Raw genomic sequence first — 16,160 nt, forward strand, 5'->3', positions numbered from 1 at the left:
TTTTTTAGACAGTTTTAGTACCATCATCAGATAAGGCAGAAAGCGGCTTTGTCCTGAAATCCGGCCGTCCGCCTTTCCAATATTTGATCAGTTTAATTCCTGCTAACATAGCATGCCCGACACGAAAATGAATCATACATGAAATGGCCGTTTGTGAGACGGAAAATTGGAAATGGGGAGTTACGGTGATGCTGGGAGGCGTTTTCAGTTTCATATAATGACTTATTAATCCAATAATGCTCCCTTTTATCGCCCAAAGAGCCCCAGTAAGCATTCCCGTATGGGCTGCATCCCCAAGACCAGCAAATGTATGCCATTCAAGATTCCGGATGGTCACACGCTTGAGAAATTTCCGTATTATTTTGTGAAGAGACACGATATGATTTATCATTGCTTTTGTATCATGCAAGCTATCAATAAGATCTTTTGCGGAGTATTGCGTTGTATCTTTTTTAGGAGCATTCTCCTGTGGTCCAGCAGCCGTCTTTTCCTTAACAACAATAGTTGGCGAGTTATCATCCACTTTTATTAGAGGGACTTCAATTTTGTACCTGATCAGTCCGAACCAGGCTTTGAATTGGATTTTCACATGGTCATTATCATTTCCATGGTAAAAATGAAAATATATCTTCAGTTTTGTTGCCATGATTAGAATTAAAAGAAGTATGAGAGCAATTACGGCAATCAGAAGCCACTTCACTTTTTTCACACCCTTTCAGCTTTGTATTATGCCCAACTCTAAAAAAATAAACCTGCCACCAAGCGGTGACAGGCTTCCATTTCTCAATTATAGCCCTGTTCATTTTGCCTTTCATGAACAACGGAGGTATCTGCAAAAAGATCATGCAGTCCCTGTTTCTTCGGCAGGAATGCTACAATTACATATCCGACAAAAATGGTCGCTGATATAAAGCGGCCGATCCATTCACGGAACAAAATTGTGCTCCATGTCAGTTTTTTTCCTTTAAGATTTACTACCCTTAAACCAAATACCATTTTCCCGAGTGTCTGGCCAAAAAACTTGGTCATCAGCACAAAATAGGCATAAAACGTAATAGCAGTAGCTATGGAAATCGGAGCAAACAAATTGCTTTCATGCAAAGGAATATCCAGTGCTCTAAAAATTGGATTAACCAATATCCGGTCAACACTGCCAACTACAACTAAATCTAAAAGATAAGCCCAAAATCTCATCCAAAACCCGGCAAACCTGATTGGTTCTGCAGCTTTTTGAATGGGGAGGGTTTCTGCTTGTGTGATTGTTTCGTTAACAGCAGGATCTGCTTCATCAAAGGATGACTTATTCCTGCCCTCATCCTGCAATGAATCAGGACGGGCAAGCTCTCTTTCATTCTGATCATTTGAGGTCATCTTCTCTCCCCCTCCTTATTCAGCATAAAGATACATTAAACGCGGTGAGTTTGGCTGAGATAACAATTTCATCATTCCCGCCATTTCCAGGTCATCACCCATGATTTTTCTCGCTCCCATGCTGAACATGGAGCCGAACCCAAAATTCTCAGAGTACTTTACAACCTGGGCACCATTTAATTTATGGTCTTTCTTTAATTGTTCGATTACATCATCGCCATAGCCAAAACCGTCGATCAGATTCAGTTCTTTTGCCTGCCGTCCGTCATAAATACGGCCATCCGCAATTTCCTTCACCTGCGCCTCAGTTAGTCCGCGGCCTTCCGAGATGACTTTAACAAACCCTGCATATGAATTATCAATCATGGATTGAAGGATTTTTCTTTCCTCATCTGTCATATCCCTGGTAGGGCTCATGATATCTTTATATGGCCCGCTCTTAATCGTTACAAACTCGACACCATATTTTTCAGCAAGCCCAGCATAATTATAGCCCTGCATGATAACACCCAGCGAACCGGTCAATGTCTCGGGGCTCGCAAAAATCTTGTCAGCCGGAGCGGATATATAATAGCCTCCTGATGCAGCCATTGATCCCATTGATATGTATACCGGCTTCTTTGTTTCTTTTTGAATTTCAATAATCTTATCATGTATTTCGGCGCTTTCCACTACCCCTCCGCCTGGAGAATTAACCTTAATGACAATCGCCTTTACTGTGCTGTCTTCTTTTACATATTCAAGATTATCCATGAATCCTTTGTGATTGTATCCCGGGCTTGCAAATAAAGAAGCTGCATCTCCGGTATCCTGAATCACTCCATTTACATCAAGCACGGCTATCTTTTTCTGTGCATTTCCCTCTTCAATGACTTCTTCCAAAAATGCTTCATTGCTTCCTGCAAACAGTTCATTAACCGAGCTTTCAAAATCTGTAAATGCAAATGCAGTCACAAAGTTCAGCACAACTGAAAAAACAAACAGACCTGCTGCTATTCCCAGTGCAGCCCAACGTTTTCCATTCATTTTGAAATCCTCCTTTTAATATGCTTTCTCCTTCAACATAACCAGCCGCCTTTTTGAATGATTATGATTCCCAGAAAACCTATTCGTCACATATTCTTCATACGTATAAACTTTTAAAATGTTTCAAAAAAAGGTAAACTGAACTCAGGCAACCATAATCATAGCAAAATATGAATTATTTGGGAAAGAAAATCATCAAGGACATTTTCCCCCCTGGAATTCCACAACCTTTATTACTGTTTGGAGGAATGAATATGCCTGAAAGACGCAATATATACTTTTATCACAAAAAAGATGAAGCAACGATGGAAAAAGTAGCACCGCTTTATAGCCTGGCTGAAGAGCATGCCTTTACCATTGTTAATGACTTCAAACAAGCCAATATCATTGTAAGCATCGGGGGAGACGGAACGTTTTTGCAGGCTGTCCGCAAAACTGGCTATAGGGATGATTGTTTGTATGCCGGGATTTCAACTACCGGCAGCCTGAGCCTGTACTGTGATTTCCATCTCGATGATACCGACAAGATGGTAGAGGCAATGACAAATGAACAAGTAGAAGTAAGACGCTATCCCACTATTGATGTTACGGTTGATGACCAGACATCGTTTCAGTGCTTAAATGAATTCAGCATCCGTTCTGCCATAATTAAAACTTTTGTAATCGATGTCTTTATTGATAATTTTCATTTTGAAACGTTCCGCGGGGACGGAATGATTGTTGCCACCCCAACTGGAAGCACAGCCTATAATAAATCTGTAAATGGAGCTGTTGTTGACCCGCTGCTTCCTTGCATGCAGGTGAGCGAACTCGCTTCACTGAATACTAATCGCTATCGCACTCTCGGCTCTTCCTTTATCCTGAGCGGAAACAGAAAGCTGACCCTAAAGGTGGTTCAAGATGGCAACGACCATCCTACAATGGGAATGGACAACGAAGCCCTCAGCATCCAGCATGTAGAAAAGATTGATATTAAACTTAGCGACAAAATCATTAAAACCGTAAAACTGAAAGACAATTCCTTTTGGGAAAAGGTTAAGAGGACATTTTTATAAAAAAAGAGTTTCGCATGATGGTGCGAAACTCTTTTTACTCTATGCCAATACCTTTTCCGCGCTTTAGTTTTGTTTCCCAATGGACAAAGAGTTTTGTCCTTGAAACAGAGTAAATCGTTAAGGCCAGCCAAATAAACATAAAGGAAAGCAAGTGAAGTTTTGTAAAGTGCTCATGATAAACGAAGATCCCCAGAATCAGCGTAATGGTCGGCGCAATATACTGCAGAAAACCAAGCATGGACATCGGTATCTTTTGTGCCCCTTTGGCAAAGTACAATAGCGGCACTGCTGTGGCTGCGCCTGCTCCTATAAGGAGCAAGTCGGAGCTTAGCGAAACATGCAGAAATGCCTGTTTGCCATCCATAAAAAGCATAATCATATAAATAAATGCGATCGGGGTCACTACAAGTGTTTCAAGCGTTAAACCAACTGCAGAATCTACCTTTATGAGCTTTTTGGCTAGCCCATAAAGGCCAAAGGATAAAGCGAGGACAATGGCTATCCAGGGAAACCGCCCATAGCTGACAGTCAAAATCATAACCCCTGCAAACGCAAATCCAAAAGATACGTATTGCGCAGGTGATAGTTTCTCTTTAAAAACCACCATGCCCAGAATCACACTTACGAGCGGATTAATATAATAGCCAAGACTAGCCTCAATCATCTGATCGGTATTGACCGCCCAAATATATAAAAACCAGTTGGTGCTGATCAAAAGGGAGGCAATTACAAGGGCGTAAAGCTGTTTTCTATTTGTTTTAAATCCTTTTAGCGTTTCAGCAAAAGCATTCCATTTCTTTGAAGCCAGCAAAATCACCAGCATAAAGAAAAACGACCAAAAAATCCTGTTTGCCAAAATCTCATCTGCTTGGACGTGATCTAAAAACTTCCAATAAACCGGGAGAATGCCCCATAAAAAGTAAGCAAACCCTGCGTATAGAGCTCCCGTTTGCACTTCATTATTTTTCATTGCCATTTCCTCAATTCTTTCTAGTATCGAAATATTTATATTATAAATCTGCCATAAAAATGTTTGCAATCATTTTTTCCTGCTAAAACGATGCCAGGCACCTGCTGGAATAGGTGCCTGGCACTTTCACTTATGCTTCGTATACTATTTTTCCGTCAATAACGGTTTTGTTTACTGAAATGGCGGCAATGTGCCCTATTGGCTTTTTAAAGATATCTTCATTTAATATGGTGAAATCTGCCAGATACCCTTCTTTTATTACACCTCTATCATTTTCATGGGATCCAGCATATGCACTGCCTTTTGTGAATAAGCATACTGCTTCATAAACAGTTAACGCTTCACTTGGATAATAGACTGTATTGTGCGGATCATCTATATTTGTTCTTGTAACAGCCGCATGAATTCCAAGAAACGGATTGACCGGCTCAATCGGTGCATCAGAGCCTCCTGCACAATGTATCCCTTCTTTCAGAAGTGTCTTCCAAGCGTAACAGTACTCCATATGTTCTTCACCAATGCGGTCAATCACCCATGGAAAATCAGATGCTGTAAATCTTGGCTGGATATCAAGGATTAATGGCAGTTTTTTAGCCCTGTCTATAAGTTCTTTGCGCAATATTTGTGCATGAATCAGCCTGTCTCGTCCCAAACCTTCCAATGGGTGCTTTTCTATCGCATTTAATGCCATTTCAAATGCCAAATCTCCAATCGTATGGACGGCAACCGGCAATTCATGCTTGCGGGCTTTCTCCACTAATCCATCAAGCTGCTCCTGTGAAAAAATGGCAACTCCCGAAGTGGATGGGTCATCTGCATACGGATGGCTTAATAAAGCTGTTCTTCCGCCCAGGGCTCCATCGGCGAATATCTTCATTGCCCCAAACTCTATATGTTTACTTCCCTCTAGAAACCCTCCGCCTGATTCCTTCATTTCATCTGCAACTTCATGATGAACAAGCAGATGTGCACGGAAAGGAAGACCATCCTCCTCTATTACCTGTTTGAAAGCCTGATAAGTTTGGCTGAATCCTCCATAATAATTGAGATCCTCAGTATGTCCCCCTGTCAGTCCAAGCTTATAGGCATCTTTAATGGCAGCATGAAGTGCCTTCCTTAAATAGCTTTCTGAGACAGCCGGCATCACATTAAATAAAAGCTCCTGGGCCTGGTCTTTCAAAATTCCATTTAGTTTCCCATATTCATCTTTATCGATTACTCCTCCTGGAGGACATTCAGTATCTTCAGTAATATTTGCTTTTTCTAATCCAAGGGAGTTCACTGTAAGGGCATGTCTGCACACACGTTTCAGCATGACAGGATGATTCGGAACAAATTGATCAAGCTCTGAAGCATAAATAGGTTCCGGCTGATCCCATAAATTTTCATTCCAGCCTTCCCCAATGACCCACTCTCCCTCTTCTATGGTCTCTGAAAATTCCTTTACAGCCATAAGAACTTCCTGCTTTGATGTGTGCTTAGATAAGTCGAGCCTTATTAGCCTTTCACCATGCCCGATTAGATGCATATGGCTATCCACAAATCCTGGCAGCATGGTGCTTCCCTGCAGATCTATCTCTTTTTGAACCTCTTCTTTATATTTGCTTCTTAACTCTCTCAAGGCGCCAATTTCAATGATACGGCTGCCTTCTGTAAAAACGGCCTCTATCTGATGACCTTCCTGCTGAAGGGTATAAATCGAGCCCCCATGCCAAAGCGTTCCCATAAATCTTTTCTCCTTTAATATACTAAAAGTTCACATTTACCATAGTATAACAAAAATACAGGCGGAATTCCCGCCTGCATTTTTCATAGCATTCAGTTTTGCGCTGAAGCAGTCTCCGCTTCTTTTTTCCGTAACTCCACACGCATAATTTTTCCTGAAGTAGTTTTAGGAAGCTCTGATAGAAATTCAATTTTCCGAGGGTATTTATAAGGAGCCGTCAGCTCTTTTACATGTTCCTGCAGCTGGGAAACAAGGTTAGGGTCGCTTTGGTCAACACCTTCCCTTAATACAACGAATGCTTTAACGATCAATCCGCGCACTTCATCCGGACTCCCCACAACTGCACATTCCGCTACATATGGATGCTTTACAAGCGCATCTTCCACCTCGAAAGGTCCAATGGTATAGCCTGAACTGATTATAATATCATCACCGCGGCCTTCAAACCAGAAATAGCCATCTTCATCTTTCTTTGCTTTATCTCCGGTAATATAGTAATCTCCGCGGAATTGCATAGCTGTTCTTTCCGGATCTTTATAATAGTTTTTGAAGAGCGCAGGAGTTTCGACATGGACAGCGATATCTCCTACCTCACCAACAGCACATACCTCACCTTCTTCATTGATAATGTCAACTCTGTTGCCAGGGGTCGGTTTGCCCATTGAACCTGCTTTTAGCTCCATATCCTTCGTAATGCCTACAAGCAGGGTATTTTCTGTCTGCCCATACCCGTCACGGACATTTACGTTAAAATGCTTTTTGAATGTATCAATCACTTCGCGGTTTAGCGGTTCACCGGCTGAAACAGCACTATGAAGCGCCGGCAGCTTGTATTCATGAATATTTTCAGCCTTTGCCATCAGCCTGTATTCAGTCGGCGTACAGCAAAGGACATTTACCTGATAATCCTCTAACAGCTGCAAATATTTCTTCGGCTCGAACTTTCCATTGTAGACAAGTCCAGTTGCACCAGAACCCAAAACAGAAAGGAATGGGCTCCAGATCCACTTTTGCCAGCCAGGGCCTGCTGTTGCCCATACTGTATCGCCTTCATTAATGCATAGCCAGTTCGGTGCTGCTGTTTTTAGGTGAGCAAATGCCCAGCCATGTGTATGTACTACACCTTTGGGATTTCCTGTTGTTCCTGATGTATATGAAAGAAACGCCATGTCATCCCGGGAAGTATCAGCCAACGAAAGTTCATCGGAAGCCTTTTTCATTTCCTCATCCAGCCCGATCCAGCCTTCTGCGTTTCCGCCTATCACAAACTTCGGCAGGGCTGCTGCTTCCTTAATATCTTTAAATTGGTCAACATATGGATAATAACTTACAATACCTTTAACATCCCCATGATTAATGCGGTATTGGAGATCTTTCGACCGAAGCATTTCTGAACTTGGTATGACGACAATTCCCGCTTTTAATGATGCAATGTAAACCTGATACGCTTCAATCAGTCTTGGAACAATGATCAGAATAACATCCCCTTTATTCAGACCATTTTCTAAGAAAACGTTTCCAATTCTATTTGCATTAAGTATCAGTTCACTGTATGTAATCTCTTTCTTTTCTCCCTGCTCATTTTCCCACTTTATTGCAAGTTTGTCCTTATCTCCGGCAAACCGCTCCATTTCTGATACGAGATTGTATTTCTCCGGTGCAATTAAGTCTTCCCGTTTCATCAAATCTCCCCCTGACAATTTCATTTGCTGGTGTCTGAACTTGGATGCGTAATCTATAGAAATTATTATACTAAATTATTATAAAATTTAAAATTATTTATTTTTTGAAAAATAATTTTCGCACAAAAATAAGGAGCAGGAATGATTCCTGCTCCTTGTAGCCATATTATTTAATTATCTTTGGAAACCGCCTAATTGCTGTTCAGCCATTTGAACTAAACGCTTAGTGATTTCTCCACCTACAGAACCGTTAGCGCGGGAAGTAGTTTCAGCACCAAGGTTTACACCGAATTCAGTAGCGATTTCGTACTTCATTTGGTCAAGAGCTTGTTGTACTCCAGGAACTAGAAGTTGGTTTGAGCTGTTGTTGTTTGCCATGTGATTTTCACCTCCTTGTGAGTATAGAATGTGTAGAATCACATGGCCATATACACTAATTAATTGGTAATTGTTGTATTATTTTTTGAAGTTAAATTTAACAATTAACCTGCATTTAGATCAAAATAACTCCCCAAAAGACTCTTCATTGCGCGATTGAGGTTTAATAACCATCTTTTCGGTATCCTCAACTGCTTTTGCGATGAGAGGTTCGAAATCAACAAAGCTTTCAAAGCGGCGGACTTTGTCACGCTTTGGTTTTGTTTTTGGGGATGATGGAACAAATACGGTACAGCAATCTTCGAATGGCCTGATGGATATATCGTGGGTATCGATGCTTTGGGCAATCTCGATGATTTCTGATTTATCCATTGTGATAAGCGGCCGCAGGATAGGTGTTGTTGTCACATCATTAATGGCAAACATGCTCTCGAGTGTCTGGCTGGCTACCTGTCCAAGGCTTTCCCCCGTGATGATGGCAAGACCATCATTTTTATTGCGTATTTCATCAGTGATCCGGAGCATCAATCGTCTTGTAGCCGTCATCGTATAATTCGACGGAACCTGCTGATGGATCAGCTGCTGAATCTCTGTAAAAGGGACAATATGGAGTACAACGGTTCCAGCAATATTAGAAAGTTTTTCAGTTAAATCAATTACTTTTTGCTTTGCGCGCTCACTCGTGAAAGGCGGGCTGTGAAAATGGACAGCTTCAATTTCCAATCCCCTCTTCATGGACAAGTAACCTGCTACCGGGCTGTCAATTCCCCCAGAGAGCATAAGCATGGCTTTTCCGCTCGAACCTGCAGGAAGTCCGCCAGCACCCTGAATGGTTTCGCATGATAAGTAAGCCGCCTCTTCGCGAACTTCAATTTGCAGATTTATATCCGGTTTTTTTACGTTCACTTTTAGACCCGGCACATTCTTCAGCAGGTGTCCGCCAAATTCATGATTGAGTTCGTCTGTATTTAAAGGAAAGCTTTTATCCGCTCTCTTAGCCGTAATTTTGAAAGTCTTTCCTTCTTCAAAATGTTTTAAGAATAACGCCAATGCGGCTGTCTTCATTTCTTCGATATCTTTAGTGGTTTTAACAGCAGGGCTGAAAGACTGAATGCCAAAGATGCCCTTGAGGCGATCAGAAACCTCTCTGCCATCTGCACCATTCAAGACAACATACATTCGGTCTCTTGTAGATTCAATCTTGATCCCGGGAAATTCATTGAGCACATCCAATATGCTTTTTCTTAATTTATCCACAAACTTATTGCGGTTTCTTCCTTTTGTGGAGATTTCTCCATATCGTATAAGTATACGATCATAATTTATCATGATTTCATAACCTCTCTTAGCCTTATAACGGTCTCTTTTACTGCCTCAGCAAAAACCTCTGCCTCTTCCATTGTATTATCATAAGATAAGCTGACCCGGACTGCACTTTTCGCATCTTTTTCAGGGATTCCCATAGCCATCAAGGTGCTGCTGGCAGCAGCTTTCTTTGAAGAGCAGGCACTTGTAGTTGATATATAAATCCCGCGCTCTTCTAAAGCGTGGACAAATACCTCTGCTTTGAATCCTTCTATGGAAAAATTCACAATATGAGGAGCAGAGTTTCTTTCGGGGGTATGGACAGTAATATTCCCGATTTCATTCATTTCCTCAAAAATATACCTTTTAATAGATATAAGCCGGCTCAAATGCCTTTCCATATTATTTATTGTAAGCCTTAGCGCCTTTGCCATTGCTACAATGCCAGCTACATTTTCTGTGCCGCTTCTCATTTTCCATTCCTGATTGCCCCCGGATAATAACGGTGAAAGACGAAGGCCATCACGAATGAACAAAACCCCATTCCCTTTTAAACCGTGGAATTTATGAGCTGAAATCGTACACAGATCCACGCTGGCTTGATAAAGATCAAGAGGAACCTTTCCGATTCCCTGGACGTTATCTACATGGAATATCACTCGCGAATGCTTCTTCAGCATCTCTCCAATTTCTTTTATTGGCTGAATGGAACCAATTTCATTATTTACATGCATGACTGAGACTAAAATAGTTTCCGGTGTAATTTCCTTTTCAATGTCTTCAGCATGGACAATACCGTCTTTATCCGGTGCAATGATGGAAATGCGGTAGCCCAATTCCTTCAGCTGCTCCATCGCTTCCTTCACTGAAGCATGTTCCAATCCAGTTGTGATAATATGGCGGCCTCTTTTCCTATGCATTAAAGCCGTTCCTTTTATTGCAAGATTATTGCTCTCTGTCCCTCCTGATGTAAAATACACCTCATTATGCTTAACATTCAGCAGTTGAGCAATTTGCTCACGTGCCTGCATGAGCAGCCTCTCTGCCTTTCCGCCGAATTCGTGCAGGGAAGAGGGATTCCCAAAGTATTCTGAAGAAACCTTTATAAAAGATTCAAGCACTTCTTTATATGGTTTTGTCGTTGCACTGTTATCTAAATAAATCACGGACTTCTCCTTTCCGTTCCGAAAACCCTTTTGCCAACTGTAAATCATATCATAACCACGTAAGATTGGAAATGTAATTGAAGCTTTTGTGTCAAATATTCATTTCTTTACTATTAAATTATTCAAGTTTGTACAGTTTAATCAAAATGAATGAAATGCTGCCCCCGTGGAAAGCTGATAATATTGCACTTTGAGTAAAGGACAGCTCTAGTCTGATATTATAAAATACTAAATATTAAGACTTCGTATTTTTTCGACATTTTTTTTAGCACCTGTGCTAATATGAAAATGTTCTAAACATTAAGATATGGAACCATTTTCAGGAGGATATATATGGAGAATAAAACATTAGCACCAAAACAAATTCTCGCCGTCGGACTCATGTTGTTTGCTCTATTTTTTGGGGCAGGGAATATGATTTTCCCTCCATTCCTGGGACAATCTGCCGGAATGAATGTATGGACTGCTATTATCGGATTTTTAATTACAGGGGTCGGATTGCCGCTATTAGGCATTATTGCCATTGCCAAAAATGGTGATTTACAGACGATTGCAAGCCGTGTACACCCTTTATATGGAATTATTTTTACGATTATTATGTACTTAGCCATCGGACCATTTTTCGGAATTCCGCGTACCGGAACCGTTGCTTTTGAAATAGGGATTACTCCGTTCTTGCCTGAAACCGCTTCCAATAGCGCTTATACTTTATTAGCTTATACCATTGTCTTCTTTTGCATTACAGCATGGCTTTCTTTGAATCCATCTAAGTTAGTGGATAGGATCGGCAATATTTTCACGCCTGCACTCCTCATAATCCTTGCTGTTCTGGTTATTAAAAGCATCATTACTCCAATGGGCGAATTAAAAGCACCGATGGGGGCATATGCAGAGGGGCCGTTCTTTAAAGGCTTCATTGAAGGCTACCTGACTATGGATACAATTGCAGCTTTAGTATTCGGTATTATTGTTATTGGTTCAATACAGGGTATGGGTGTGACAAATAAACATTCACTTATGAAAATATGCATTACTGCCGGACTTATAGCAGCTGCTGGTCTTGCGGCAGTATACCTGTCCCTTGCGTATATTGGGGCATCAAGTATGGAAGCTATAGGTCAACTTGATAATGGCGGTGCTGTCCTATCCGCCGCTTCTCAATATCTATTCGGAGCTGCGGGAGCATTGATCCTTGGGCTGGCCATTACGGTAGCATGCCTTACAACGTCTATCGGACTCGTTTCCGCTTGTGCGCAGTACTTTCATAAGCTGCTCCCAAAAGTACCTTATAAAACCATTGTCATCATTCTTTCGCTGTTCAGCATGGTGGTTGCAAACATTGGTTTAACTCAGCTGATTCAACTTTCATTGCCAATCTTAATCATTATTTATCCTCTGGCCATCGTGCTGATTCTGCTTTCCTTTATGCACAATGCCTTTAATGGATACTCTGCGGTATATATAGGGGCTTTAATTCCCACAGGCTTAATTAGTTTTGTGGATGGGTTAAAAACTGCTGGAATGGATGTATCCGTCATCACAGACTCACTGCAATTCCTGCCATTCTTTGCTGAAGGAATCGGCTGGATTGTGCCTGCCATTGCAGGAGCTGTAATAGGTTTCTTCCTGGCAATAGCTTTCGGAGAAGCTAAAAAGCCAATTGCTGTAAATGACTAAAGAACAAAGGCGGAAGCGCCTTGATCAGATGAACTTCAACTAAAAACCGCCACGTCCTGTGGCGGTTTTTAGTTGAAGCCAGCACATCCTGTGCAAGTCCGACAGGCATAAGACGAATCACGTAGGAAATCCTGATTTCTGGAGTGATTTGGCTTATGACCCGAGGGGCTAGGCGCTGGAGCTGGATGCAGATAATTTTTCATCAAAGTTATTCATACCGTTATATTTTATAAATTCCTAGACAACAAAAAACCAGATCCAATCGGATCTGGTTTTTTAGTGCTCAGTTATCATTTCTTCTATTCTCTTGATCGCACCCGGCTCGACCTCTTCGATTGAAGCTGCAGCCTGCTCCAGTGCTGTTTTATATTCATAGCTTCTAAATGAAGCTTCTGCTTCCATTAACCCTTTATCAATAGATGGATATCTGCTTCTGTATCGATTTCCATATTGAATGACTTTCTCAGCTAAAAGGATCGTCTCAATCATATCACTCACTGAATCCGCAGCCTTATCAACAGTAAGTACCGCAACTTCAAGATATTGCTGGACCGCAGGAATATTCAATGGTTTCTCATCGAGTTTAGCCAGCACATTATCTATGCTTTCTTTCGCATCCTGGATCAAATATTTATATTCCTGGGAAACTCCAGGCACATTGTTTTTGGAGATAAGCCTTATCATTTCTGCCACTTTCTTGCTTAACTCTTTTACTTTTTCCCTTGCAGACATCTCGTCTTTTCTTAAGGCCTGGAGCATTTCCGCAAAGGCTGTCTGCTCATCTGAAATTTCCTCAATGTGTTCCTTGATTTCAGCAAGCTCTTCTCTCAAGACAGTATGGGGAGTACTCCCGCTATTAATTTTATGCTCCAGCACTTCGAATTTTTTGAAGAGCTGGGTTATTTTTTTCTCCAGGTGGATTTGAATTTCCAGATCCTTGTCTGGAACATGATAGCTATGCCGGATAGCAGTTATCTCTGTCTTAAGCTGATTATTCATATCTTTATTATTATAAAGCATGTTTCTTGTTGCATCATCCTGCTGGCTTAAGTAATGTCTGGCATGTACTTCCTTTTCGAGCAGATCATACAGAAGTTCAATATTATCTTTAATCTCTTCGACTCCTTTTTGAACTTCCTCAATTTGCGCTTTATCAATAGAGCCTGCATATCCAGTTACTTGTTCTTCAAGTCTCTCAATTTCTTTATCTATTTGCAGATGATCAAGCAGATACCCCTGATCCAGCATATCCTTGTACCCATCCCTTAACTCTTCCAGCTGGGAAGGGATCTTGGATTGACACTCAACCATCAGGTTGGGGATAGCTTCCATTTTAGCCTGAGAATCCTCAAGCAGCGCTTTCATCACAAGAAGGATTTCACGAGCATCAAGGTAATTGCCCTTCTCCGTTTTCTCATCAAATTCTTCAAATTTGGCCAATGCTTCATCCAGCTGTTCTTCAAGAATTATTTCTGATTTACCGAATGTATGGCGATGTGCAAGCAGAGACTTTTTGCATTGGCGATACATTTCTTTCAATTCTTCAATTTCCGCTCTATTTTTCTCTTCACTGCCTACCAGCTCATTCAATTCACTCAGCAGATTTTTTATGCTTTCTTCAATCTCAGTTAATCTCTTCTCTATTCTCTGCTGGATTTCCAGGGAATTCTTAAAGCGGTATTTATCGATGCTCTCTTCAGCATCAAATAACAATTCCTCCACATCCGGAAGCTGTGATGTTACGATCTCATCCCATTCATTTCTCCAGCGTTCAAACAATTCTTCTGTCTGCCCCGTCATATTAAGCTTTTTAACTCTTGACATCTCATCTAGAACAGGGCGGTCCGTTATGTCCATCTTCCATGTTTCCAGCCTGTCAATTTCCTTATAATGTTTTTTCTTAAAAAAATATCCCGTGAGATATAGGCATAAAAGAATGACTATAACTCCAATTATGTATTCCATTTTAAAGCCCCCTGTTCTGTTCCCGAGCCAATATGTATATGTAAAGTCTTTATTTAAGAAATAACAAATGCCCGCAGGCGTTTCTTCATTTTCACATGTTATTTTCAATGCTTTTATGATACCATGTAAACGACATTTTTTGACTATTTATTTCATTTTTTTATGAATTTCTTCTTTTATATCTTATCTAAATTGCTATTTTCGGAAAATAACTGGAACATCCGTATTTTTTATTGAACTATATGAGCTGTTCAAATACAAACAATTCGCTTTTTATAAAAGATTTCCTTCTTTATTTAAGAGATATGTTAAAAAGAGACTTGAGTACTGTATTTATAAACATTTGCAGAAAGGAAGCCCTCCATATGCTAAAAGACGGACACATCCACACCCCCTATTGTCCACACGGGACAAAGGACGCATTGGAAGATTATGTTGAAAAAGCAATAAATCTTGGTTTTAAGGAAATTTCATTTACTGAACATGCTCCGCTACCTGAGGGCTTTGAGGATCCCGCACCTGCTTGCGACAGTGCGATGCGCAAGGAACATCTTGAAAAGTATTTTACTGATATATCAAGAGTGAAGGCTGCTTATCAAGGAAAAATCAGGATTAATGCGGGGCTTGAAGTGGATTATATTGAAGGCTTTGAACAGGAGATCCGAAAATTTCTCGATATGAACGGGAAATATATGGATGACTCTATTTTATCTGTACACTTTCTAAAGCATGGGAGCCGCTACGAATGCCTGGACTACAGTCCCGATGTTTTTGCAAAGATGATCGAAGAATACGGTTCAATTGAAGCTGTTTATATGAATTATTTCCGCACCCTGCTTTTATCTATAAAAGCAGATTTGGGACCATTCAAACCAAGAAGGATTGGGCATATCACCCTGGTTAAAAAGTTCCAAAAAAAATATCCCGCTGATCGGGAATTTAGAGAGGAAATAAACCAAATACTTGATGAGGTACAGAATCAAGACTATGAACTTGACTATAACGGAGCCGGTTTTTTTAAGCCGTTATGCAAAGAGTCCTATCCTCCCGATTGGGCAGCAGAAGCAGCGGCCCAAAAAGGCATTTCACTGATTTATGGGTCCGATTCTCATCAGGCAAAGGAAATGGGTCAGGGCCTTGATAGAATGAAACACATTTAAATGCTTTTAGAGTACAGCAGCATAAGGTTTTCCGGCATGATTGCAGAGGACTCCATCAACCCAATTGAAGATCTCCTTCGTGTATTTGTCTGCGAAATATTTTTCATGAGGAAATACATGCAGAACTTCAGCCATATAATGTGTGTTCAAAAATGGCATGGACAGGAGTCCTTTCAGCTGGACAATCATATAATTGGCTGAATGGATACGAAACTCTTTTGTTTTCATGCCCCTTTCCAGCACCCTGCCAAAATAAAACTTTTCCTTTGCTAAGTAAGTGGACATGATTTCCCTTACTACTTGGGAATCTATAGAAATTTCCCGGAGGATCAATCTTGTTAAATGGCTATGTTCAAATTGATAAGCCATAATATTTTGCGCAATTTTTTTCAGGCTCAGAGCAGCCCCCTGCTCAAGAAATGAAAACCCCCTCTCGATCTCCTGAATATACCCTTCAAAAAATGCAGTAAAGCAATATTCAAGCAGCCCGTGTTTGTTTTCGAAATAGTATGCGATATTCGCCGGATTTGTCTGTGCTTTGCCTGCAATATCACGGATGGAAGTCCCGGAGAAACCTTTCGTATTAAATAAGGAGATAGCGGCCGACACAATTGCCTCTTTTGAATTTTTTTTCATCTTTCCCGCCTCGCTTTCTTTTGTAAAGTCTCTGTTCATGCAC

The 16,160-nt window shown here is 40.9% G+C and carries 14 protein-coding genes; 3 read left to right on the forward strand and 11 right to left on the reverse strand.

Features of this window, described 5'->3' with window-relative positions:
• Nucleotides 1–4: 4 nt before the first annotated feature.
• The 3 genes from IRB79_RS23270 to sppA form a co-directional block, all read right to left on the reverse strand.
• Nucleotides 5–700: a DUF2953 domain-containing protein gene (locus tag IRB79_RS23270; RefSeq protein ID WP_243505292.1), complete on the reverse strand. Its 696-nt coding sequence runs from the start codon at nt 698–700 to the stop codon at nt 5–7.
• Between the two features lie 83 nt (nt 701–783).
• Nucleotides 784–1,371, reverse strand: coding sequence for an RDD family protein (locus tag IRB79_RS23275; RefSeq protein ID WP_243505294.1), 588 nt, complete (start codon nt 1,369–1,371; stop codon nt 784–786).
• 15 nt (nt 1,372–1,386) lie between these two features.
• On the reverse strand, nt 1,387–2,397 hold the full coding sequence (gene sppA, locus IRB79_RS23280) for a signal peptide peptidase SppA (RefSeq protein WP_243505300.1): 1,011 nt from the start codon (nt 2,395–2,397) through the stop codon (nt 1,387–1,389).
• A 254-nt stretch (nt 2,398–2,651) separates the two neighbouring features.
• On the opposite strand from sppA, the gene IRB79_RS23285 reads away from it, so the two are divergent.
• Entirely contained in the window at nt 2,652–3,452 is an 801-nt protein-coding gene (locus IRB79_RS23285) for an NAD kinase (protein ID WP_243505302.1), read from the forward strand.
• 34 nt (nt 3,453–3,486) lie between these two features.
• Here IRB79_RS23285 and rarD read toward each other — a convergent pair whose 3' ends face one another.
• The 6 genes from rarD to IRB79_RS23315 form a co-directional block, all read right to left on the reverse strand.
• Complete coding sequence (gene rarD / locus IRB79_RS23290; RefSeq protein ID WP_243509632.1) at nt 3,487–4,422, reverse strand: EamA family transporter RarD; 936 nt, start codon at nt 4,420–4,422, stop codon at nt 3,487–3,489.
• A gap of 130 nt (nt 4,423–4,552) precedes the next feature.
• The gene (locus IRB79_RS23295; RefSeq protein ID WP_243505304.1) at nt 4,553–6,148 is read right to left on the reverse strand and encodes an amidohydrolase; all 1,596 of its coding nucleotides are present in this window, start codon (nt 6,146–6,148) and stop codon (nt 4,553–4,555) included.
• Between the two features lie 92 nt (nt 6,149–6,240).
• Nucleotides 6,241–7,830, reverse strand: coding sequence for an acyl-CoA synthetase MbcS (gene mbcS, locus IRB79_RS23300; protein ID WP_243505306.1), 1,590 nt, complete (start codon nt 7,828–7,830; stop codon nt 6,241–6,243).
• Between the two features lie 174 nt (nt 7,831–8,004).
• On the reverse strand, nt 8,005–8,208 hold the full coding sequence (locus IRB79_RS23305; protein ID WP_035330326.1) for an alpha/beta-type small acid-soluble spore protein: 204 nt from the start codon (nt 8,206–8,208) through the stop codon (nt 8,005–8,007).
• Nucleotides 8,209–8,328: 120 nt separating this feature from the next.
• A complete protein-coding gene (thiI, locus tag IRB79_RS23310; RefSeq protein WP_430538267.1) occupies nt 8,329–9,537 on the reverse strand; it encodes a tRNA uracil 4-sulfurtransferase ThiI in 1,209 nt (402 codons plus the stop codon).
• Nucleotides 9,534–10,679 (reverse strand): cysteine desulfurase family protein, encoded by a 1,146-nt coding sequence (locus IRB79_RS23315; RefSeq protein WP_243505313.1) that lies wholly within the window; start codon nt 10,677–10,679, stop codon nt 9,534–9,536. The genes thiI and IRB79_RS23315 overlap by 4 nt, the downstream gene beginning before the upstream one ends.
• Before the next feature lie 333 nt (nt 10,680–11,012).
• Here IRB79_RS23315 and brnQ point away from each other — a divergent pair, with 333 nt between their 5' ends.
• Complete coding sequence (brnQ, locus tag IRB79_RS23320) at nt 11,013–12,356, forward strand: branched-chain amino acid transport system II carrier protein (RefSeq protein WP_243505321.1); 1,344 nt, start codon at nt 11,013–11,015, stop codon at nt 12,354–12,356.
• A gap of 276 nt (nt 12,357–12,632) precedes the next feature.
• Here the strand turns inward: brnQ and ezrA are convergent, their stop codons facing one another.
• Nucleotides 12,633–14,321, reverse strand: coding sequence for a septation ring formation regulator EzrA (gene ezrA / locus IRB79_RS23325; RefSeq protein WP_243505323.1), 1,689 nt, complete (start codon nt 14,319–14,321; stop codon nt 12,633–12,635).
• A gap of 365 nt (nt 14,322–14,686) precedes the next feature.
• On the opposite strand from ezrA, the gene hisJ reads away from it, so the two are divergent.
• Entirely contained in the window at nt 14,687–15,481 is a 795-nt protein-coding gene (gene hisJ / locus IRB79_RS23330) for a histidinol-phosphatase HisJ (RefSeq protein WP_243505325.1), read from the forward strand.
• Nucleotides 15,482–15,487: 6 nt separating this feature from the next.
• Here the strand turns inward: hisJ and refZ are convergent, their stop codons facing one another.
• Nucleotides 15,488–16,117, reverse strand: a complete 630-nt coding sequence (refZ, locus tag IRB79_RS23335; RefSeq protein ID WP_243505328.1) for a forespore capture DNA-binding protein RefZ — start codon at nt 16,115–16,117, stop codon at nt 15,488–15,490.
• Between the last annotated feature and the right edge of the window lie 43 nt (nt 16,118–16,160).

Origin of the sequence: Cytobacillus oceanisediminis (assembly GCF_022811925.1) — a bacterium.
Lineage (GTDB): Bacteria > Bacillota > Bacilli > Bacillales > Cytobacillaceae > Cytobacillus > Cytobacillus oceanisediminis_D.